Genomic DNA, 21,667 nt, shown 5'->3' with positions numbered 1-21,667 from the left:
GGGCAAAGGCTACCGCGGAATATTTGATAGAAGCAGGTATCCCGAGCGACAGGATCTCATATGAAGGCTATGGAGAGACCGAACTTACAAACGGCTGTAGCAATGGTGTACCATGTAGCAAAGAGAAACATCAGCTCAACAGAAGATCGGAGTTTATTGTGGTAGAATAAACAACATAAATTAATTTCATTGAAAGTGGATAGAAGCAATGCTTCTATCCACTTTTTTTTGTGCTTTAGTTTCCTGTTAAGATTAATATGGTGTACTCATAAAAATGGTTTAGAAAAATGTTAACCTTTTACGGTTGTGCAACATTAACCTAAAACTGAACTAAAATGAAAATACATCTACTCTTATTTATATGCTTGTTTTATAGTATATGCTCAATTGCGCAATCCATAGACCGAAATGTGGTTGCAAGCCAAGGAAATACCTTAGGTAATGCTGATATTTCTGTAGGGTTTACAGTAGGTGAACCTTTAGTTGGTTTAATAGCTGGGGATGGCGCTGTTGATCAAGGATTTTGGACAGGTTATGGTCTTTTGATTATACCGTTAAGTCTTGAAGAAGATGATATAGAAATACTGGTATACCCCAACCCTGTTATTGAAAGTGTTACGGTTACTTCTCCTGAACATAGTATTGACGGTATGGAGCTCTTTGCCATAAACGGGCAAAAAGTATCATCACAATTATTTAATACTGCTAATAACGAATATGAAATTGACATGACAACACATGCAAATGGGGTCTATGTATTAAGATTATACATAGCAGAAAGAATGGAAATCAAAGAATATAAACTGATTAAAAAATAGAACTATGAAAAGAAATTACCTTTCAGTATTTGTAATTGTAGTCATGATGTGTGGCTCTTTTATTCTCAATGCACAGCAAAAAAAATATATCAATTATCAAGGGGTGGTGAGAGATGCCGATAATGAATTATTGGTAGAAGAACCCGTTGAAATCGGCATAGTTTTAAAATTTGGCGCTACCAACGCACCTATTCAATATCAAGAAAGTCATTTTATTACAACAGATATAAATGGTGTTTTTAGTCTGCAAATTGGTAGCGGAATTAACAGTAATGGTGATTATGAAAATTTACCATGGGGTGAAGCCTCTTTTGTAGCGGTTTCTTTTAATGGTTCAGAACTGGGCACGACCGAATTAATGGCGGTGCCATACGCGATAACTTCAGGTAGTGATCAGTGGATAGTTGACGGAAATACCATAGCGAATAAGAATATAGGTGAAGTCCGTATTACTGATGATTTACAAGTTTTTGGTGAGTTTACATTAAATGATGGTAATACTGTAAACGAAATATCTGATGACGGAACATTATTAGATAACAGTAGTACTACTTTACCAACACAGAAAGCTGTCAAAACCTATGTTGATAGTAGGGTTGTTGGTGGTGGAGAAGCCCAAAATGCAGTGGAAGTACCGTTTGATAATTTGGAATCCGGACTAACGGCAATTAATGTTCAGGATGCTTTAGATGAACTTGTTATCGCAGGAATGGGAGGTACTGATGATGATATGGATTCTACTAATGAGTTACAAGATATCAGTCTTTCTGGAACAGATTTAAGTATTTCAGATGGCTCTACAATAGATTTGTCTACAATAATTCCTCCTGGTGGAACAGATGACCAAAACGCTTTTGAGGTTCCTTTTGACAATACGGGAACAGGTCTTGCTGCTGTAGACACACAGGCGGCAATAGTAGAACTGGCAGCTGGCGGCTTGGTAGATACTGATGATCAAGATTTATCATTATCGGGTACAACCTTACAAATTACAGATGGTGCTAGTGTAGATCTTTCTACTATTATTCCCCCGGGAGGTACGGATGACCAAGAAGCATCGGAAGTCCCTTTCGACAATACAGGAACGGGTCTTGCAGCTGCGGACACACAAGCAGCAATAGCAGAATTGGCAGCTGGCGGCTTGGTAGATACGGATAATCAAGGTCTAATTCTAACTGGAGATGTGCTATCTATTGAAGATGGTGTTGGGAATGTTGATTTTAGCGATTTTTTTAATCGAACTACCAGGCACGGACTTTTAGTAGGGGATGACGGAATTATAGATGGATTAGTTGGAACAGCCGATGGTCAAGTGGCAAAGTGGGATGCAGCCTTAGGTAATTGGGTTGCTGGCACTGATGAAGTTGGTGGAGGGGGAGGTAGTTCCTTATGGTCAGAAAATATAGAAGGTGTTTCCAGACTTTCAGGAGTTGTAGGTATTGGTCACCAAGCAGTTTTGACAGCCAAATTATATGTTCAAAATTTTAATGAAAATATTCGTAATGGTATCCAATCGGCTATTGACCATTCTGGATATAAGGTTGCAATCTCTGCAGATGCAAGAGGTGATGATGACAGTTTTACATTTGGAATACGTTCAAATGCAAGAAATCAATCTACAGGAACTACCTGGGCATATCGGGGAGATATTGGAGGAGCCGGAACAGGTAGAAAATATGGTTTAGAACTTATTTTTTATGCTGGTACGGCAGGTGAGAAATATGGAGTTTATTCTGAGGGAGAGGATAAAAATTATTTTTCTGGTAATCTAGGAATTGGTGTAGAAAATCCTTCAGCAAAATTAGAAGTAGATGGCACTATAAAATCAAGCGATTTATCAGGCTTGGGAGAAAGAAATGTAGTAGCAGATGCAGATGGTAATCTTATGATTGCCGGTGATATTGAAGCGATAGTTAATATAAATGATTTAGCTGACGGAAAGTCTAATGAAGAAGGGTCGTCTTTATATTTAGGAGACGGTGCTGGAGATAGAGATTCTGATCTAACAGGATTAAATGTAGGAATAGGTCCTATTGCGCTTTATCTGAACGAAAGTGGTGAGCAGAACACTGCCATTGGGAGCGCGGCACTATACAATAATATAGATGGTAATTTTAACGTCGCTTTAGGAAGAGCTGCACTTTACGCAAATATAAATGGTGAGGGTAATACGGGTATAGGTCATCTTGCTTTACGGGCAAATACTACTGGTGGATATAATACAGCGACTGGTCTTAGTTCTTTATTGAAGAATGAAAATGGAGATCGAAATACAGCTATGGGTAGTTTTAGCCTTTATAATAATTTAAATGGAATTTATAATACTGCTATTGGCGCTAGTGTACTTTTTCAAAATACAATAGGAAATTATAATATAGCAATAGGGAGTAGAGCTCTTGGTGAAAATGTAAGTGGTGATTATAATACGGCAAATGGATATCAAGCACTTCAAAATAATACTACAGGAGATTATAATACGGCTATAGGTCGTCGTTCTTTATTTCAGGTAATTGGCAGTTGGAATACCGCTGTTGGTAATGATGCATTAGGTGATTTGTTAACTGGATTTAATAATATAGGTATAGGGGCAGATTCTCAAGTTCCTAATAGTAATGGTTCTCATCAAGTTCGCATCGGTAATACCCAAATTACTTACGCAGGTGTTCAAGTAGCTTGGACCGTCACTTCTGATATGCGTTGGAAAGAAGATGTACAGAATTTACCTTATGGTTTAAACATGATTAATAAGTTAAGACCTGTTGATTATATTCGAAAAAATAATGGTAACAAGATTCGAGAAATTGGATTCATTGCTCAAGAAGTTGAAGTATTATTAAATGACCTAGGCTATTCTAAACAAGGCATCTTGAGTAAAGATGATAAAGGATATATGAGTTTAAGATACAATGATTTTATACCCGTGCTTACAAAAGCAATTCAAGAACAACAAGCAATAATTATTAACCAAGAAAAAAGAATACAAAATTTAGAAGAACGGTTGTTGGCTTTAGAGGCTAAGTATTAAAAATGCTTAAGTCTAATTAGAATAAATAATTGTTTATTTTAAGTTGTACAACCTAAAGTTCAATAGTTATAGAAATATTGATCCATGTAATTAAGAAGCCATCCATTGTTTTGATTATCGGGGTTTGTCATTGCACTATATTTGATGATTTTATAGATATATACTATTAATGGGAATAGCTTAGCCTGTTCCTTTTGTTACTAGAAAAATAAATATCACTAGATAATATTTGACCAGTCTAATTCATGTAAGTCAGAGTATTTCCAATCTCCAAATCTACCTAGTGTAATAATACCGTTTTGCTTTAAGATATTTATACTATCTAAGGTAGCTGGTGTTGAAATAAGCTCCACTGGGTAAGACATAGGTACAAAAAGCTCTTTGGCAAACTCAAGCTTTTCAATATCTGGAGCTAATTCTTGGACTCTGTTTTTAATCTTTTCTACGGGTATTTGACCGTGCTTGTCACTTCTCAATTGTGCTAGAAGAAATGTATCTCTTATAGAAAAAACACGTAGAATGTCTGATTTAAAGTCACAGTCATAAATTATTTGATTAGCATTAAAACCGTCTTTATATTTAAAAAAATAGAAATACGCGCTGGCATAAGAGGTGTTATGATCTTGCTTTAAGTTGCATATATCAAGTAAAAAATGAATTGGTATAGTCGATATTAATTTATCATATTTAATAATGTAATCTTCGGTATGAACCTCCTTCTTTTCAATATCTATCTTCTCTAAATTAGAATAATCCAAAACTTCAGGATTTAGCTTGTCTATAGCATATTTAAATAATGATAAACCATTAACATATCCCATTCTAGTATTTCCTCCCTTTGAAATATAATGTCTTTTTATTTTATCTTGAACTTGACTAAATGGTGTAGTTAGCATATCATCTCCCCATTGCTTTAGACCTAAACATAACCTTGTGTCAATACCATCATTAGAAAGCATGAATGATGCAAGTGATCCATCTTTTATGCGATGTTCTTTATGATTAAAATTATCAAGTGTTGAAAAACTTACAGATATAGGTTCTTGCTTAGGTACATCATTAAATAAACTTGATTGATACAATTCTGACTCTTCTACCGGAAAAATAGGTAACGGACTAAAAGAATCTCCCTCATGATCAATAGTGAAAATTGGAGAAGCATTTTTGTTACGTAGAATTAAAATATCTTTATGGTCTGAAAATTCAAGTAGTTTGTGATAGCCTATTAGAGATGCATAACCATGACCTAAAAAGCAATTTTTTATTTGTATTATTTTTTTGTTCATAAATGGGCAAAGATTGTTTTTCAAAAAAAGGAATTACCTTAAAATTCAAAATGAAATAAATTTGTAATCGAGATTACATCAAGTATATCATGTAAATATATAAGCTTTATTAAAAATAGTGTTGGCTTGATAATTTGGACTATTCACTAAGTATGATTAAAAAGGATATTGTGATGTTTTTTAAATTTATATTTTTGGTTGGCATAAATAGTTCAGATATTGTATAATATTTTTACAATATAATAACGTTCTATTTTCTAATAAATTTTAATGAAAAAAGTTTTATTAAGTGCTTATGCTTGCTCACCATATAAAGGGTCAGAATTTTGTGTTGGTTGGTCTTGGGCTGCTGGACTGGCAAAAAAAGGTTTTGAGGTATATTGTATAACCAATATTGAAGATTATGAAGAATGTGAGGAAGAAAAACGTAAACTAAATCTCATTAATTTACATTTTGTGCCCGTACGAATTTCTTCTTTCATAGATAAGCACTGGCTGGATAATAATAAAAAGTCGATTTACATTCATTATTTTTTATGGAAATTAAAGGCTTCAAGAGTTGTTGAAAAATTACATCTACAGCATAATTTTGATGTTGCCCAACATGTAAGTTATGGTAGTTTTCAGCAAGGAAGTAGTTTGTATAGATTAACTGATTGTAAAGTGATATTCGGTCCTGTTGGTGGAGGTCAGATGTCGTTACCTATTTTTAAGCCCTATTTTGGTTCTTCTTGGAAAATTGAGAAAATCAGAAAATTAGTTTCAAATTACCTGGTCAATTATGGTACAGCGTTAAATGAAACACTTAAAAAAGCAGATGTAGTTTTAACCGTTAACAGAGAAACGGAAGATTTGCTTAAAACTTCTAAGCATTACAAAGAAGGAAGTAGCTTTGGCATAAGTGATTCTGCTTTGCCGGTACAATTTGAAAGTAATGAATTTATTGATAGAATTCCAAAAGAGGAATTTAGAATACTATGGGTTGGTAGGTTTTTGCCACGTAGAGGACTAGAACTATCTTTAAAGGCCATTTCTTTTTTACCCGATGATGTAAGCTATAAACTTATTATTATCGGCGATGGAGAACAAGGAGGTAATTTATCACAATGGATTGAGGAATACGATTTAAATACTGAAAAAATTGAGCATTTAGGTTGGATACCTTATGAGCAAATGCATGAAGAATATAGAAAGGCCGATGTTATGCTTTTTTGTCCCTTAAGGGATACGGCTGGTTTACAGGCTACAGAGGCTATGGGATTCAGTTTGCCAATTATAACTATGAATATTAGCGGTATGAGAACAATAGTTTCAGATGCATGTGGTATAAAAATCACACCTAGTACAACAGATGGTACAGCTGTAGACATTGCAAAAGCTATTGAGCATATGTATTATGATTTAGATTATAGAAAGAAAGCAGCTAGAGTAGCTTATGAGAGGGCAATGAAATATACTTGGGACTATAAGATAAACGAAGTGGTTTCAAGATTTTATTAAGTAGTTTTTTTCTAATTACTCCTTTAAAACAAAAAAACCTCCAAATAAAAAATATTTGAAGGTTTAAAAGTGACCGGGCTGGGGCTCGAACCCAGGACCCTCTCCTTAAAAGGGAGATGCTCTACCAACTGAGCTACCAGGTCAAAAAAACATTAAGAACGTCAGCGTTAATTACTTATAAAATAAGCTTGAACACTTAAATAAAAAAGCCTCTTTTTGGTGAAGAGGCTACTATTTATTGGTGACCGGGCTGGGGCTCGAACCCAGGACCCTCTCCTTAAAAGGGAGATGCTCTACCAACTGAGCTACCAGGTCAAAAGCATTTTTAGAACTTATATTCCCCCAATGCGGGTGCAAATATAAGTCGATTACTTTATTTTACAAACCCTTTTCAATATAAATTTATTTTTTTTTGAAAAGCCTTTTATTTAGTCCAATTTTGTAGAAATGAAAAACGTGAAAATTGTATTGTTAGGGTATATGGGTTGCGGTAAATCTACTGTCGGTAGAATAGTAGCTAACCATTTGAATATTAAATTTTTAGATTTAGATGCTTATATTGAAGATGGTGAAGCGATGTCTATTGCTTCGATTTTTAAAACCAAAAATGAAATCTATTTTAGAAAAAAAGAAATTGAATATCTCAATAATATATTTTCAAATGAGGACAGTTTTGTGCTTTCGCTTGGTGGTGGTACTCCTTGTTTTGGAACTAATATGACCTTGATAAATGAGAAAACCGCTAATTCTTTTTATTTAAATGTGGGTATAAATGAACTTGCTGAGCGTTTGCTAAAGGAAAAAAGTCACCGCCCTATGATTTCTCATTTGCAAGATGAAGAACTAATGGAATTTATTGGAAAGCATTTATTTGAAAGAAGCTATTTTTACAACCAAGCGCATCAAAAAGTGAAAAGTAATGACAATACACCGACAGAGATTGCAGAAATGATAGTTAATAAGTTAGTCTAAATATACTCTGTCATTTTTGGTTTCAAAAAGAACGTTTACATGTTCTTGTAATGAAGTGGACAAAGAAATACCTTTATAATCTGCCTTAACCGGATATTTTTTATGATTTCTATTTACCAGTACAGCTGTTTTGAGCTGTTTTAATGGCGTTTTTAGAAAATGATGTACTCCATAAATTAAGGTTGTACCAGAATTTAAAACGTCATCAACTATAACTACAGATTTATTAAGGAATTCATCATCGGGCAAAGATGTAGTTACGCCACTAGATAGCGGGTCTTTCTTATCCATAGATAATTTACACAGTATAATTTTAGACTCTGTAATTTTTTTAAGCTTAGCGACAATCTTCTTTGCGAATTGTAATCCCCCGCCTTCTATACCTGCTATTATGATTTCCTCTTCAGAAACATTCGCTTCATAAATCTGGTATGCTATGCGTTCAATTTTATGTTGAATCTGCTGATGTGAAAGTATCGTCTGTTGCATTTGCTATTCTTAAAACAATAAAGATAGTTATGTTTTTAAAAGTTTTTGTTAATCTTCTGTTTCTTTACTTTTAATATTGGGTTCTGCTGTTTGGTCATCATTTGTATTTGAAGGACCTTCTAAATAATCATCTATATCTCGTCTATCTTTTTTTGTAGGTCTTCCAATTCCTTTTTTACGATAATAATTTTTAGAATATTGTAAGAGCTCATTGTGTTCAAAGGCTTCTTTTGGTGTAGTGTCTTTTCTATAGATGTCGACTAATTTTGCGCCAACACGACTTGGAGGGATATCTAACACCGTAAATTTATAATCGATTTGATTCTTGCGTACTACAACTTCATCCATCGGAAAAACTTCTTTTCCTGGCTTTGCAGTTATCCCATTAATTTTTGCATGTCCTTTTTTACATGCTGTAGATGCAATGTTTCGGGTTTTGAAATATCGTATACTCCACAAGAATTTATCTATGCGCATTACAGGTTGCATTTCTTTATTAAGTTCCAAACAAAAATAGGGGAAAATTGTATCTTGCGCGTTCTAAATATATTATTGATGAAATTGAGAAATGCATATTTACTAATAGTTGGCTTAATTATATTAAGTTCATGTAGAAATGACGATGATACTATTGGTGAAGTTGTACCGCCTAGGTTGTTGAGTGAAGTTACTATAGAAGATGATGCTGAAATTATAGAGTTTTTAAAGACACACTTTTATAATGATGATGAGTTTGAAACGCCGCCAGAAGGATTCGATTTTAAAATTAAATTTGATACAATAGCGGGTGATAATAGTTCAAGAATTTCACTTTTTGACAGCCCAAACTTAATTACACAAACGATTTCTGTTGATTCTGAAGATTTAGGGAGATCAGATGACGATGAAATAATAAATCAAACATTATATACTTTAGTGGTTAGGCAAGGTGAAGTTACAGGTACACCTACCATTGGTGATTTTTCAATTTTAAGATATGAAGGTCTATTGTTGGATGGTACACTTTTCGATGCTTCAACGAATCAGCCAATACGATTTAATTTATCTACAGTGGTACAGGGTTTCGGTAACGGTATGAAAAATTTTCAAACAGGAACTGGTCCTATTGAAAATGGAGATGGAACGGTTAGCTATGAAAATTATGGTATTGGAGCAATTTTTATGCCTGCGGGTTTAGCTTATTTCGATACATCACCAAATACGGTTATACCGACCTATTCACCATTAATATTTAAAGTAGATGCATTTGCTTATGAACCAGATTCAGATTTTGATGGCGATGGTATTCCTTCTATTTTAGAAGACTTAAATAATGATGGAAATTTAAATAATGATAATACGAATGCAGAGGTAGAAGCTTCATTTGGTATTTATACTGCAAATTATTCAGATACAGATGATGACGGTGATGGTATTCTTACTATTGACGAAATAGAACTAGATGCTGACGGTAACTTTGTTGGTTTCTTAGATACTGATGGTGACGGTATCCCTGATCACCTTGATAATGATTTGTAGAATAAGTCATTTAAAAACATAAAAAAACCTCTTAAGTATTCTTAAGAGGTTTTTTGCTTCTTTTGCTTTTGTTTATAGAGCCAAAGACAAACTTAATATTAATTGATCTGGTCTGGTATCTATTCTACTCGGACCTAAATTTGTTATGTTGGTATTAATGAAAGATGCTTCGTTGTCACTAAATCCTCTCTCATAGCGTAAATCTATCCCTAATTTACCAAGGTTAACTCCAGCACCAATATTCATTCCAACGGAAAAATCATTTTCTACATCATCAATAGTAACACCATCAAATTTTGTGTCTAAAATATATTGAAAACTTGGACCTGCAAAAACGTGTAACGGTCCTACTAGGTTGATACCTAATAGTACTGGTACATCTAATTTACTCATATCAAAATCGGCTCCGTCATAATCAGACTTTGTTTTGGTATATACCAATTCTGGTCTAACATAAACTTTAGAAGCACCAATTTTTCCGAAGATACCTACGTGGTACCCAATGTTTCTATCAGGATTTCTTGCAGCATCTCCCGCAGATTCAAAATAATCTCCGTTTGCGTTGTAATTTAATCCTCCTTTAATACCAAATCCCGAATCACCCTGTGCCATTCCATAAAACCCAGAGAGTGCCATGAAGGCAACTAAAATTGTTTTTTTCATATCGTTGTTGTTTTAAGTGGTACATGTAGCAAATACGATACCAAATGTTCCATTTCTCGTTATACCATCAGAACGGAGGTAAAATACCTTTATTGTTTTGTATTCCGTTTGGGTCAATTTCAATTTTATAAAGTCACGCTTCGTAATTTATTGGTTTCATTAACATCTTTGCTTTTTATTAAGTTTTTCCCACAGACAGTTCATTATATTTGCAGCTAGATTTAGAAATTTTGAAGTTTACACTACACAATACCGATTTACAATCAAAAGCTAGGGCAGGTACTATTGTTACCGATCATGGTACTATTGAAACCCCAATATTTATGCCGGTGGGCACGGTAGCCTCTGTAAAAGGAGTACATCAAAAAGAATTAAGAGAAGAGGTAAACCCAGATATTATTCTTGGTAATACCTATCATTTGTTTCTTAGACCTAAAACAGAAATTTTAAAGAAAGCAGGCGGACTCCATAAATTTATGGGTTGGGATAGAAATATTCTTACAGATAGTGGTGGGTACCAAGTATATTCTTTATCAGCGAATAGAAAAATAAAAGAAGAAGGCGTAAAGTTTAAATCGCATATAGATGGATCTATGCATTTATTTACACCAGAGAATGTAATGGAAATTCAGCGTGTAATCGGTGCGGATATTATCATGGCTTTTGATGAGTGCACGCCTTACCCGTGTGAGTATAATTATGCAAAGCGATCTATGCATATGACACATAGGTGGTTAGATAGATGTATCAATCATTTAGAGAAAACACCTTTTGAGTATGATTATGCACAAACATTTTTTCCTATTGTACAAGGGTCTACTTATAAAGATTTAAGAAGGCAATCTGCAGAATATATTGCAAATGCAGGAGCTGAAGGGAATGCAATTGGCGGATTATCTGTTGGTGAGCCTGCCGAAGAAATGTATGGTATGACAGAGGTGGTGTGTGAAATTCTACCTGAAGATAAACCAAGGTACCTTATGGGTGTTGGTACACCTATTAATATCTTGGAGAATATTGCCTTGGGCATAGATATGTTTGATTGTGTGATGCCTACTAGAAACGCTAGAAACGGAATGTTGTTTACGGCCCACGGTACAATTAACATTAAGAACAAAAAGTGGGAAGATGATTTTTCTCCTATTGATGAAATGGGAACCACTTTTGTAGACCGTGAATATTCTAAAGCTTATTTAAGACATTTATTTGCTGCTAATGAATATTTGGGTAAACAAATTGCCACAATTCATAACTTAGGCTTTTATATGTGGTTGGTGCGTGAAGCTCGTAAGCATATTATTGCAGGTGATTTTAGAGCCTGGAAAGATATTATGGTAAAACAAATGGATAAAAGGCTATAATGCTATCAATAATAGATAAATACATTCTTAAACGGTATCTAGCTACATTTTCGTTGATGCTTTTGTTGTTTATTCCCATAGGTATTATGGTGAATTTGGCAGAACAGATCGGTAAAATGATTGATAATGAAGCACCGTTGAATGAAATAGTGATGTATTATGTGAATTTCACGATTTACATTGGTAATCTATTGTTCCCTATTTTTCTATTCCTTTCGGTAATATTCTTTACCTCTAAACTAGCGAACAATACCGAGATTGTAGCCATATTAAGTTCTGGGGTTTCTTATGGGCGTTTTTTAAGACCTTATATAATAGGGGCTTCAATGGTCGCAGTATTAATGTTCTTTATGACTATGTTTATTGTGCCTAACGCAAGTGTTGGTTTCAATGAATTTAAATATAAATACCTTAAAAAAGGTAAACAGGATCGGGTGACCAACAATATTTTTAATCAGTTGAATGAAACTGATTTTATATACGTTAGCAGTTTTGACCCCGCTAGGCAGTTAGGTCATAATTTTACTTTCGAGCGTTTTGGTGAAAACAATGAACTCGATTTTAAAATATCTGCCGCAAATATTAGATGGGTAGATAAGGATTCTAGTTACCGCTTAACATCGTACAAAAAACGAACGGTTTTAGGCGATACGGCGATTATAGAAAGTAAACGTAGATTAGATACCATTTTTGCTTTTGATATTGGCGATTTAACTCCCGTATCATATGTGGCAGAAACCAAGAATCTTTTTGAATTGGACACCTTTATTAAGGACCAAAGGAGAAAGGGTGCATCTAATATTAATACATATGTCTTGGTTAAATATAAGCGTTGGGCATTGCCATTAACAGCCTTTATCTTGACGATTATAGCGGTTTCTGTTTCATCGGTTAAAAGACGAGGTGGTATGGGGGCTAACTTGGCATTTGGTATTTTAATTGCTTTTATATTTATATTTTTTGATAAGGTATTCGGTGTACTGGCAGAGCAATCGGGCTTTTCTCCTTTACTCGCGGTTATCATACCTAATGTAGTTTTTGGATGTCTGGCATTTTATCTACTTCAAAATGCAAAAAGATAGAATACTTAATCTACTACACTTACATTTCATTGTCTTTATTTGGGGCTTTACAGCCATTCTAGGAAAGTTAATCACTATAGATTCATTACCCTTGGTGTGGATTAGAATGGGTATGGCAACCTTGTTTATAGCAGTATATATACTTTTTGCCAAATTCAGTTTAAAAGTTACAAAGAAAACATTTTGGTGGTTGTTAGGTGGGGGAGTGGTTGTAGCGCTACATTGGGTAACTTTCTTCTTGGCAATTAAAGTCTCTACAGTATCCGTAGCATTGGCTATGATGTCTACAGGAGCTTTTTTTACAGCTTTAATGGAGCCTTTTTGGTATAAGCGAAAGATAATAGGTTATGAGATATTCTTCGGATTAATGGTCGTTGCTGGGCTTTATTTAATATTTAAGGTAGAAACAGAATATGTTTATGGTATGGTCATCGCATTGATATCGGCATTTTTGGCAGCGGTCTTTTCATTGATAAATGGTAAGCTGGTTCAAACTCATCGTCCATCGGTTATATCTTTTTATGAATTAGGCGTGGGCATGGTTTTCTTATCAATAATTTTAATTGTTAAGGGTGATTTTAGTATGTCATTAATAACCCTACCGCAAATGGATTGGGTTTATTTAGTAGTATTAGCGCTTATTTGTACGGCGTATGCCTTTATTGCGTCGGTAAAGATTATGCGTGTTTTAACTCCATATACGGTTATGCTTACAACAAATCTAGAACCGGTCTATGGTATTCTTTTAGCTTGGTTTATATTTGGATCAGAAGAAAAAATGAAACCTATGTTTTATGTGGGAGCCTTAATCATACTCAGTACGGTCATTGCGAACGGTATTTTAAAACAAAGAGCAAATATTAAAAAAAGGGTACCCAAGATTTAGGTATTAAAGTTTTATCTTTGAGCCGCAACTAAAGAAACTTTATAGAAATATGGAATATTTGGATTTTGAACTTCCGATCAAAGAGTTGGAAGAACAATTGGACAAGTGCATGATCATTGGAGAGGAAAGTGATGTTGATGTGACCGAGACATGTAAACAGATTGAAAAGAAACTTACCGAAACTAGAAAAGATATCTATAAGAATTTAACTGCTTGGCAACGAGTACAGTTATCTAGACATCCAAATAGACCTTATACATTAGATTATATTAAAGCCATTTGTGGAGATACGTTCTTGGAACTTCATGGTGATCGTACCGTAAAGGATGACAAGGCAATGATTGGTGGTTTAGGTAAAATTGGTGATCAGAGCTATATGTTCATTGGTCAACAAAAAGGATATAATACAAAAACACGTCAGTATAGAAATTTTGGTATGGCCAACCCAGAAGGGTATAGAAAGGCTTTACGATTAATGAAATCTGCTGAAAAATTCCAAGTACCTGTAGTTTGCTTAATAGATACACCGGGTGCTTACCCAGGTATTGAGGCAGAAGAAAGAGGTCAAGGAGAGGCAATTGCAAGAAATATTCTTGAAATGACTCGCCTTAAAGTACCTGTAATTGTTGTAATTATAGGTGAAGGTGCTTCTGGTGGTGCATTAGGTATAGGTGTTGGTGATAAGGTGTTAATGCTAGAGAATACTTGGTATTCTGTAATTTCACCAGAATCATGTTCTTCTATATTATGGAGAAGCTGGGAATATAAAGAAAGAGCTGCCGAGGCTTTAAAATTGACAGCGACCGATATGAAAAAGTTGAAATTGATCGATGAAATCATTCGTGAGCCTGCAGGTGGAGCACATGCCAACAGACCTAAAACTTTTGAAACGGTAAAAAATAAAATTTCTTCTCATTTTGAAGATCTTCAAAAGTTATCACCAAAAGAACTTGTAAATCAACGCATGGATAAATACGCACAAATGGGCGTTTTTAACGGCTAATCTGCATTTTAGGCTTCTTAAAAATATACCGAGGATTTTATTCCTCGGTTTTTTTATGTTATCAACAGAAAATTGTAACTTATTAACAGTCAATTGTTAGTCAACTGTGAACATTGAAATTGATGTTTTTCACGTTAACTAAAGGTTAATTGTATACTTTCGCACTATGGAGAACACGAAACCTTTTGTCGCTCGAAAGATTGACAAATCTAATATTATAAGTCTTGAAAAAGGCAAAATCCCACCACAAGCTATTGATTTAGAGGAGGTTGTGTTGGGTGCTATGATGATAGATAAAAAAGGTGTTGATGAAGTTATTGATATTTTACACCCAGATGTATTCTATAAAGACGCTCATAGATTCATTTATGAGGCTATCTTCATTCTCTTTGAAGAGTCGCAACCTATAGATTTATTAACCGTTTCGTCACAACTTAAGAAAGCTGGTAAGCTAGAGGTCTGTGGAGGCGATTTTTATTTGATAAAATTAACTCAAAAAGTAGCTTCATCCGCTCATATTGAGTTTCACGCACGTATTATTCTTCAGAAGTTTATTCAGCGTAGTTTGATCAAAATTTCAGGTGAAATAATTGAAGAGGCATATGATGAAGCTGTAGATGTTTTTGATTTGTTAGACACTGCCGAAGCAAAATTATATGATGTTACCCAAGGTAACTTAAAGCGTTCTGCGGAGACTGCTCAAGATTTGGTAATACAGGCTAAAAAACGAATTGAAGAGATTGCCGGTAAAGAGGGAATGAGTGGCGTCGCATCCGGATTTGATAAGTTGGATAAGCTAACATCTGGTTGGCAGCCAAGTGATTTAATTATCGTTGCAGCACGTCCTGGTATGGGTAAAACGGCTTTCACATTGTCTATGGCAAGAAATATGGCTGTGAATACGAATACTCCTGTAGCTTTCTTCTCTTTGGAGATGTCCTCAGTACAGTTGATTACTAGATTGATTTCTTCTGAAACAGGTTTGTCTTCAGAAAAATTAAGAACCGGTAAGTTAGAAAAGCATGAGTGGGAGCAGTTAAATGTAAAGGTAAAAACTTTGGAAAAAGCTCCTTTGTTCATTGATGATACCCCGTCGTTATCTATATTCGATTTACGTGCAAAGGCAAGACGTCTTGCTTCTCAGCATGGTATAAAAATGATCATGATCGATTATTTGCAGTTAATGACAGCTGGTGGTAGTCAAAAAGGAGGAAACAGGGAACAGGAAATTTCTACTATTTCTCGAAACTTGAAAGCCCTTGCAAAAGAATTGAACGTTCCTGTAATTGCATTATCCCAGTTATCACGTGCCGTTGAAACACGTGGAGGTAGTAAGAGACCTATTCTTTCGGATTTGAGGGAATCTGGAGCGATTGAGCAAGATGCCGATATTGTATCGTTTATTTATAGACCTGAGTACTATAAGATTGAAGAATGGGATGATGAAGAACGTACGCCTACACAAGGTCAGGGTGAATTTATTGTGGCAAAACACCGTAATGGTGGTTTAGAAAATATTAGGTTGAAGTTTATCGGTAATCAAGGTAAATTCGATAACCTTGATGATTTTGATTCTCCTTTTGAATTTCAATCTAAAATGAACGCAAATGAAGAGAATCCGTTTGCAACTAAAAACTTGCCAAGTGCAGATGATGCTTTTGGTAGTAGTATGAACAATAGTCCGGATTTAGATGAGGATAATGATGTTCCTTTTTAAAATAGTATATATTTAAAAGTTTAAAAGTCTTCCATTTGGGAGACTTTTTTGGTTTTAAATCAATTGATTTAAAAAAAATCTCGTTTACTTAATTACAATAGCTTTAACTGTATCTTAAATACTGCTCAAAAGATTTTACTATATCTTTGAGTGAATAGTTTTAGAAAACTTTATGCGTAAATTAATTACCTCTGTTTTATTCCTCTTCTTTTCATTGCAAATTTTCGCATCATCTATTCTTATACCTATGGATGCGGATAGTCAAAAGAATCATTTAAAAGCGTATGGCATTACATATTGGGTCTTGGCAAAGCAACAAAAAGTACAGTGGTTATTAAATTATCGTGGTGGTTCTTTTTTATTGCCAGACGGAGAAAGTATTAGAAAGGAGTGCCAGATTAGAGGCGTAAGTTTTGAAATTTTATCGGACGGACAGGCAAATGGAATTTTAGATGAAATCAGCAGCCCTTCAATTAATCAAGATGCGGTAATTTTGGAAAAAGCTCCACGTATAGCGGTGTATTCGCCAAAAGATAAACAACCTTGGGATGATGCGGTAACTATGGCATTGACCTATGCCGAGATACCTTATACTACCATTTATGATGAAGAAGTACTTGGAGATAAGCTGGCATTGTATGACTGGTTGCATTTGCATCATGAAGATTTTACTGGTCAATATGGTAAGTTTTATGGTGCGTACAGAGCAACCCCTTGGTATATAGAAGGAAAGAAGAATTCAGAAAAGTTAGCTAAGAAATTAGGATTTGATAAAGTATCCGAAGAAAAAAGGGCGGTTGCCTTGAAAATTAGAAATTATGTAATTGGCGGCGGATTCATGTTTGCTATGTGTTCGGCAACCGATAGTTTTGATATAGCCTTGGCTGCTGACGGTATTGATATTGTAGAACCTATGTTTGATGGTGATGCTTCTGATCCCAACTATCAAGCAAGCTTAGATTTTGGAAAAACCTTTGCTTTCACAGATTTCATTTTAGAACGTAGTCCGTTGAAATATGAATTCTCTTCTATAGATATGACGAATAAAAGAGGCAATGTTCCAAAAGAGTCAGATTACTTTTCATTGATGGATTTTTCGGCTAAATGGGACCCTGTACCTACCATGTTATGCCAGAACCATACTTCTTTGGTAAAAGGTTTCATGGGGCAAACAACTGCCTTTACACGCTCTGAAATAAAGCCGACTGTTTTGGTATTAGGGGAAAATAAACTTAATGAGGAAGCTAGATATATACACGGAATTAAAGGAAAGGGATTCTTTACTTTCTACGGTGGTCATGACCCTGAAGACTATCAACATAGAGTAGGGGACCCGAAAACGGAATTAGAATTGCACCCTACTTCACCGGGGTATCGTTTAATATTGAATAATGTATTGTTCCCAGCTGCTCGAAAGAAGAAACAGAAAACCTAATCGTAATTTTAGTAGTAGAAAGAAATAAAAAAACCGTTATCAAAACAATTGTCTTGATAACGGTTTTTTAATAGAGGTATCTTTTGATATACTAGAATACTCCAATAAAATGACTACCTGTTGTATTAACCAATTCAGCACCTTTTGTTACTGCACCGGTTTCAGTTTCTACAACATAAATATTTCCGTTTTGACCAACAGCACCTTGGGTAAGGTAAATTTCTGTTCCTTCAACAACGAAGCCTTGGTATTGAAATAAATAGAAATCTGGGTCGTAAGGTATGTCGTCGATCTTTACTGCGGTTTTTGCATTTAAATCAACTAAGGCAAAAAATCCTTGTAGACCGGCAACACCTTCTGCAGACCCATTATGACGGTAAGCTAGTACGGCTTTGCCGTTAGCAGCTGGTCTCCAGGCAAGAATATATGCTCCTTCAATACCTAGAGCATCATCCAAATTGAAATCGTATGTATCGTCATATTCATTATCTGCATCAATTTTTAAAATATAAGAACCTTCTGGGTCACTTTGATTAGCTTGATAAACGCTTCCGTTATATTCAAAAGAATTAATACTACGGTATCCATTCGTATTACCATGACCAACGGTAGAAGTAATAACTGTAGGGTTCAATAACGAAGGATAATCTAATATGATTGTCTTAGAACCTAAAATCTCGTAATCGCTATCAGTTTCGGTAGTAGAGGGATCAATTTTACTTAAACGTGCACCAATGTATAATTTGTCTCCAGCAGCATTTAATGTAGGCATATCGATTCTGGAGATGTAGTAACCTGCAGCTTCCTCCTCAGCACTTAATGGAACACTATGTTCTTGAAATTCTTTTATAGAAGAATTTACTAAATCTAAGGTAACTACACCAATCGTAGCTTCTGTACGAGTGTAATTATCGTTGTCGTCAAATTCATTTTCGTTATTTACGTATACTGCTGCGCCAGTTTGATCTCCATCGAATAATTTTATCCATCTTGGAGCGGTGCCTACATAAGGTGCAATACTAACTTCTGTTCCTGAAGGAGTAAAGACTTGACCGCCTTCAACAGTATACTTTGTATAATTACCACCGGTATCACCTGCGTAACTTATATTGAAAATCGTATTACCGTCTTCAGAAGATTGTAATCTCGCAGTCCTATTTGAAGGGGCTATAAATCCGTTTTCAAAAGGGTCAATTGACACTGTGGGATCTTTTGCGTCGTCACTAGTTACTGAATATATTAGAGTTCCACCATTTCCATCTCCGGGATCATCGCCCATTTTTGCTCCTGCAACGGTAATCCATCTTGGATCTTCTTCTTCAACTGGTTCTTCTGTTTCTTGTTCCTCGGTATCTGTATCTGGGGTAACTACGGTATCGTCATCATTGCTACAAGCTGTCATTAAACCAGCGGTAAGTATTACGGCAGCAAAGGTTTTAAGGTTTAGGATAGTTTTTTTCATTTTATGTATTGATTAAAAGATTAGAATTTATTTATTGCGTAATTTAATTTTAGGTAAAAAGCTCTTCCTGGTTTTTGTACAGAAAGATTATCGTAAACGGGTTCGTCAAATATATTTTTGACATCAAAACTTACTACAAATCTGTTGTCCGGAAACGCATAACTAAGTCCAATATCTTGAGACAACTGCTGTGGGACTTCAAAGAATTCATTGCCGACAGTATTACTGCCTTGTGCAGTTAAGAATGAGAATTCATCAGTGAAATACACATTGTAGAATGCGTTTAATCTAGATTTCTTTTGAATAAGATTTTTAAATGAATAGCGAAAGCCACCGTTCATGGTGAAAAACGGAGTATTAGGAACATCGATTTCTATTCCTTGGTTTTCAATTTTCAAGTCGAACTTTGATATATTAAAGTTGAGTCCAAAATTGTTATTATATGAGTAGTTTAATTGTGCATCAAAGCCTTTTGATGTTCCACTACCTTGATTTACATAGATGATTAATTCATCATCTACATTTAATGATGTTTCTATCGGTAGACCTATTCTATCTTTAATATTACGAGTAAAAACATTGGTAGAAATTGTAAAAGCATGTTTTTTTATATTGAAGTTGCCAAACCTGAAACCTAAGTTGTAATTATTGCTGCTTTCTGGGTCAATACTTGAATTTGCCACTACATTATCACCATCATTTCCGAAAATTTCAGTTTCGTTAGGTAATCGAATAGCTTTCTCTGCAGATGTTAATAGTGTAATATTTGGTAGAATTTCATAAGATGCAGCAAATCCATACCCGTCGTAGTTCTTATTACTACTAACCACTTCGTCGACAATTACATCGTTTCCGTTTTCATCAGATTCAATAGCGGGATCTACACTGGTAGTTTTTTGCTGGTAATGTTTAACAAACAAACTTGTATTTAGTTTTTCATCAAAAGCAGTCAATTCATAAGTTAGGGAGTATATGTTTTTGTTCAAATCTCTTGTACCAACAAAGGTGTTTTCCAAGACGGATTGAAGCTCATCGCTATCTTCTCTGTCAATACCACTGTATACGTGGTTAGCAGATATTTTATGTTGGTCGTTTATAGCATAAGAAACACCTGATCTAATAGATGCAACATTTCTTTTGATTTTTGCCAATGTTGGTCCTCCTTCTTGTTGAGACCTCCAGGTATATTGGTATTCATCACCCCTAAAATCTATTGCACGTTCTCCTGTCCAACTATAGGCCCAAGAAACAGTATCGTTTACAGCTCGGTTTCTTTTGCCATATAAACCATTTACATTCACATCCAATCCTTCAGTGAACAAATTTTTCTTTTGATAATTTATGCTGCCTAACAATGCATCGGACTCTAAAAATCTGTCTTTATAAGGGGTGATTGTCATAAATGCCCCATGCTGAACTTCTTTATAATCATCGGATCCTGTGATACCTAAAAAAAATTGGTCGGCCCATTCTACATCGGTGAAACCAATTTCAGCTCTACCTCCAGTAGATCTATAGGCATCATTGAATCTTCTTGCTGTAATAGGGGTTTGTATGCCACCTAAGCCAGTAACCACAACACTTCTGCCAGATACTTTATAATCATTATCGGAATAATTATGAAAAAGAGATGCTTTGACCGTAAATCCTGATTTATCAAAACGATATAAACCGTTAACACTAGCTTGAAGTGTATTAAATGAGCCATATGATACAGAAGCGTTAAAATTTGTTTTAGCATCATTATGTAGAACTATATTAATAGCCCCTCCTAAAGCATCATCTGCTAGATGACCTGGTACCACACCTTTGTAAACCTCAATATTTTTAATCATTGAAGGGGGTATGCTGTTTAGATTGAATGAATTACCGTAGGTAGAAATAGGTATACCGTCGATGAAAATACGAACAGAGTTACCTGATAATCCATTTAAACTATAAGTGACGTCTGAGCCTAAGCCTCCGTTTTGTCTTATTTTAACACCTACTGTAGTATTCAATAGTTCGTTGGTTTGAATATTTCTGAGACTAGCTTCTTCTGTATTTATAGCACTTACCGCAAAACCTTTCGTTTCTAGTTTAGTTTCGTTCGATTTGCCGTTTATGGTTACCTCATTTAAGTTCTCTGTTGATTCTTGTAAAGTGAAATTGATGCTAATTCCACTGTCCTCCATTTCAAAAGGTAAAACTTGGGTACCGTAACCAATGAATGATATTGCTAAACGGTACTTTCCTTTAGGTACATTTTTAATAGTATAGAAACCATTGTCATCAGTAAGAACACCAAGTTTCAATTCTTTAATTAGAACACTCGCATAGGGTAGTGGCTTACCAGATGTGTCTTGCACTGTGCCTGAAATTGTTCTTAATTCCCCCTGCCCTTGAACAGCTAAAAACATGAGAAAAAGTATTGTGGTAAAGAAGTTTTTCATTTGATTTAAAAAAGCTAC

18 protein-coding genes and 2 tRNA genes are annotated in these 21,667 nt (G+C 34.9%); 12 read left to right on the top strand and 8 right to left on the bottom strand.

Annotated features, from left to right (window positions below):
* The 3 genes from ACJJVP_RS18315 to ACJJVP_RS18305 form a co-directional block, all read left to right on the top strand.
* On the top strand, positions 1–170 hold a 170-nt coding region (locus ACJJVP_RS18315; protein ID WP_405416233.1), incomplete at its 5' end, for an OmpA family protein.
* A gap of 165 nt (positions 171–335) precedes the next feature.
* A complete protein-coding gene (locus ACJJVP_RS18310) occupies positions 336–818 on the top strand; it encodes a T9SS type A sorting domain-containing protein (protein WP_405416103.1) in 483 nt (160 codons plus the stop codon).
* A gap of 4 nt (positions 819–822) precedes the next feature.
* Positions 823–3,843, top strand: coding sequence for a tail fiber domain-containing protein (locus tag ACJJVP_RS18305; protein ID WP_405416100.1), 3,021 nt, complete (start codon positions 823–825; stop codon positions 3,841–3,843).
* Positions 3,844–4,061: 218 nt separating this feature from the next.
* Here ACJJVP_RS18305 and ACJJVP_RS18300 read toward each other — a convergent pair whose 3' ends face one another.
* Complete coding sequence (locus ACJJVP_RS18300) at positions 4,062–5,129, bottom strand: hypothetical protein (protein ID WP_405416099.1); 1,068 nt, start codon at positions 5,127–5,129, stop codon at positions 4,062–4,064.
* A gap of 270 nt (positions 5,130–5,399) precedes the next feature.
* Here ACJJVP_RS18300 and ACJJVP_RS18295 point away from each other — a divergent pair, with 270 nt between their 5' ends.
* On the top strand, positions 5,400–6,629 hold the full coding sequence (locus ACJJVP_RS18295) for a glycosyltransferase (RefSeq protein WP_405416096.1): 1,230 nt from the start codon (positions 5,400–5,402) through the stop codon (positions 6,627–6,629).
* 70 nt (positions 6,630–6,699) lie between these two features.
* Here ACJJVP_RS18295 and ACJJVP_RS18290 read toward each other — a convergent pair.
* Both ACJJVP_RS18290 and ACJJVP_RS18285 read right to left on the bottom strand, forming a co-directional pair.
* Positions 6,700–6,772, bottom strand: a tRNA-Lys gene (locus tag ACJJVP_RS18290).
* A gap of 96 nt (positions 6,773–6,868) precedes the next feature.
* A tRNA-Lys gene (locus tag ACJJVP_RS18285) sits at positions 6,869–6,944 on the bottom strand.
* 132 nt (positions 6,945–7,076) lie between these two features.
* Between ACJJVP_RS18285 and ACJJVP_RS18280 the strand changes: the two genes are divergently transcribed.
* The gene (locus tag ACJJVP_RS18280; protein ID WP_405416093.1) at positions 7,077–7,601 is read left to right on the top strand and encodes a shikimate kinase; all 525 of its coding nucleotides are present in this window, start codon (positions 7,077–7,079) and stop codon (positions 7,599–7,601) included.
* Here ACJJVP_RS18280 and ACJJVP_RS18275 read toward each other — a convergent pair.
* Both ACJJVP_RS18275 and ACJJVP_RS18270 read right to left on the bottom strand, forming a co-directional pair.
* Positions 7,593–8,090: a phosphoribosyltransferase family protein gene (locus ACJJVP_RS18275; protein ID WP_405416090.1), complete on the bottom strand. Its 498-nt coding sequence runs from the start codon at positions 8,088–8,090 to the stop codon at positions 7,593–7,595. The genes ACJJVP_RS18280 and ACJJVP_RS18275 overlap by 9 nt on opposite strands.
* Positions 8,091–8,138: 48 nt before the next feature.
* Complete coding sequence (locus tag ACJJVP_RS18270; RefSeq protein ID WP_405416087.1) at positions 8,139–8,567, bottom strand: RNA-binding S4 domain-containing protein; 429 nt, start codon at positions 8,565–8,567, stop codon at positions 8,139–8,141.
* A gap of 78 nt (positions 8,568–8,645) precedes the next feature.
* Between ACJJVP_RS18270 and ACJJVP_RS18265 the strand changes: the two genes are divergently transcribed.
* Positions 8,646–9,608, top strand: coding sequence for an FKBP-type peptidyl-prolyl cis-trans isomerase (locus tag ACJJVP_RS18265; RefSeq protein WP_405416085.1), 963 nt, complete (start codon positions 8,646–8,648; stop codon positions 9,606–9,608).
* A 72-nt stretch (positions 9,609–9,680) separates the two neighbouring features.
* Here the strand turns inward: ACJJVP_RS18265 and ACJJVP_RS18260 are convergent, their stop codons facing one another.
* Positions 9,681–10,271: a porin family protein gene (locus ACJJVP_RS18260; protein WP_405416082.1), complete on the bottom strand. Its 591-nt coding sequence runs from the start codon at positions 10,269–10,271 to the stop codon at positions 9,681–9,683.
* Between the two features lie 230 nt (positions 10,272–10,501).
* On the opposite strand from ACJJVP_RS18260, the gene tgt reads away from it, so the two are divergent.
* From tgt to ACJJVP_RS18230, 6 genes are all read left to right on the top strand, one after another.
* Positions 10,502–11,632: a tRNA guanosine(34) transglycosylase Tgt gene (gene tgt / locus ACJJVP_RS18255; protein ID WP_405416080.1), complete on the top strand. Its 1,131-nt coding sequence runs from the start codon at positions 10,502–10,504 to the stop codon at positions 11,630–11,632.
* Positions 11,632–12,714: an LptF/LptG family permease gene (locus tag ACJJVP_RS18250; protein ID WP_405416078.1), complete on the top strand. Its 1,083-nt coding sequence runs from the start codon at positions 11,632–11,634 to the stop codon at positions 12,712–12,714. The genes tgt and ACJJVP_RS18250 overlap by 1 nt, the downstream gene beginning before the upstream one ends.
* Entirely contained in the window at positions 12,701–13,600 is a 900-nt protein-coding gene (locus ACJJVP_RS18245; protein WP_405416076.1) for a DMT family transporter, read from the top strand. The genes ACJJVP_RS18250 and ACJJVP_RS18245 overlap by 14 nt, the downstream gene beginning before the upstream one ends.
* A gap of 49 nt (positions 13,601–13,649) precedes the next feature.
* Positions 13,650–14,603: an acetyl-CoA carboxylase carboxyltransferase subunit alpha gene (locus ACJJVP_RS18240; RefSeq protein WP_036153271.1), complete on the top strand. Its 954-nt coding sequence runs from the start codon at positions 13,650–13,652 to the stop codon at positions 14,601–14,603.
* Positions 14,604–14,769: 166 nt separating this feature from the next.
* Positions 14,770–16,320 carry a replicative DNA helicase gene (gene dnaB / locus ACJJVP_RS18235; protein ID WP_036153273.1) on the top strand — a complete coding sequence of 517 codons (1,551 nt, stop codon included), beginning with the start codon at positions 14,770–14,772 and terminating at the stop codon, positions 16,318–16,320.
* Positions 16,321–16,492: 172 nt separating this feature from the next.
* Positions 16,493–17,755: an asparagine synthetase B gene (locus ACJJVP_RS18230; RefSeq protein ID WP_405416072.1), complete on the top strand. Its 1,263-nt coding sequence runs from the start codon at positions 16,493–16,495 to the stop codon at positions 17,753–17,755.
* Positions 17,756–17,846: 91 nt separating this feature from the next.
* Here ACJJVP_RS18230 and ACJJVP_RS18225 read toward each other — a convergent pair whose 3' ends face one another.
* Together ACJJVP_RS18225 and ACJJVP_RS18220 are read right to left on the bottom strand one after the other, a co-directional pair.
* A complete protein-coding gene (locus ACJJVP_RS18225; RefSeq protein WP_405416070.1) occupies positions 17,847–19,217 on the bottom strand; it encodes a hypothetical protein in 1,371 nt (456 codons plus the stop codon).
* A gap of 20 nt (positions 19,218–19,237) precedes the next feature.
* Positions 19,238–21,616 carry a TonB-dependent receptor gene (locus ACJJVP_RS18220; protein WP_405416068.1) on the bottom strand — a complete coding sequence of 793 codons (2,379 nt, stop codon included), beginning with the start codon at positions 21,614–21,616 and terminating at the stop codon, positions 19,238–19,240.
* Between the last annotated feature and the right edge of the window lie 51 nt (positions 21,617–21,667).

The organism is Maribacter sp. Asnod1-A12, from assembly GCF_045063735.1.
In the GTDB taxonomy this organism is placed as follows: domain Bacteria; phylum Bacteroidota; class Bacteroidia; order Flavobacteriales; family Flavobacteriaceae; genus Maribacter.
This window is presented reverse-complemented; position numbering and strand designations above follow the sequence as displayed.

Excerpts from the sequence above, each read along its gene's own strand:
- ACJJVP_RS18230 (WP_405416072.1), top strand. The coding sequence starts at position 16,493 with ATGCGTAAATTAATTACCTCTGTTTTATTCCTCTTCTTTTCATTGCAA.
- ACJJVP_RS18245 (WP_405416076.1), top strand. The coding sequence starts at position 12,701 with ATGCAAAAAGATAGAATACTTAATCTACTACACTTACATTTCATTGTC.
- ACJJVP_RS18250 (WP_405416078.1), top strand. The coding sequence starts at position 11,632 with ATGCTATCAATAATAGATAAATACATTCTTAAACGGTATCTAGCTACA.
- dnaB (WP_036153273.1), top strand. The coding sequence starts at position 14,770 with ATGGAGAACACGAAACCTTTTGTCGCTCGAAAGATTGACAAATCTAAT.
- ACJJVP_RS18280 (WP_405416093.1), top strand. The coding sequence starts at position 7,077 with ATGAAAAACGTGAAAATTGTATTGTTAGGGTATATGGGTTGCGGTAAA.
- ACJJVP_RS18295 (WP_405416096.1), top strand. The coding sequence starts at position 5,400 with ATGAAAAAAGTTTTATTAAGTGCTTATGCTTGCTCACCATATAAAGGG.
- ACJJVP_RS18220 (WP_405416068.1), bottom strand. The coding sequence starts at position 21,616 with ATGTTTTTAGCTGTTCAAGGGCAGGGGGAATTAAGAACAATTTCAGGC.
- ACJJVP_RS18270 (WP_405416087.1), bottom strand. The coding sequence starts at position 8,567 with ATGCGCATAGATAAATTCTTGTGGAGTATACGATATTTCAAAACCCGA.
- ACJJVP_RS18310 (WP_405416103.1), top strand. The coding sequence starts at position 336 with ATGAAAATACATCTACTCTTATTTATATGCTTGTTTTATAGTATATGC.
- ACJJVP_RS18305 (WP_405416100.1), top strand. The coding sequence starts at position 823 with ATGAAAAGAAATTACCTTTCAGTATTTGTAATTGTAGTCATGATGTGT.
- ACJJVP_RS18260 (WP_405416082.1), bottom strand. The coding sequence starts at position 10,271 with ATGAAAAAAACAATTTTAGTTGCCTTCATGGCACTCTCTGGGTTTTAT.
- ACJJVP_RS18300 (WP_405416099.1), bottom strand. The coding sequence starts at position 5,129 with ATGAACAAAAAAATAATACAAATAAAAAATTGCTTTTTAGGTCATGGT.
- ACJJVP_RS18225 (WP_405416070.1), bottom strand. The coding sequence starts at position 19,217 with ATGAAAAAAACTATCCTAAACCTTAAAACCTTTGCTGCCGTAATACTT.
- ACJJVP_RS18240 (WP_036153271.1), top strand. The coding sequence starts at position 13,650 with ATGGAATATTTGGATTTTGAACTTCCGATCAAAGAGTTGGAAGAACAA.
- ACJJVP_RS18275 (WP_405416090.1), bottom strand. The coding sequence starts at position 8,090 with ATGCAACAGACGATACTTTCACATCAGCAGATTCAACATAAAATTGAA.
- ACJJVP_RS18265 (WP_405416085.1), top strand. The coding sequence starts at position 8,646 with ATGAAATTGAGAAATGCATATTTACTAATAGTTGGCTTAATTATATTA.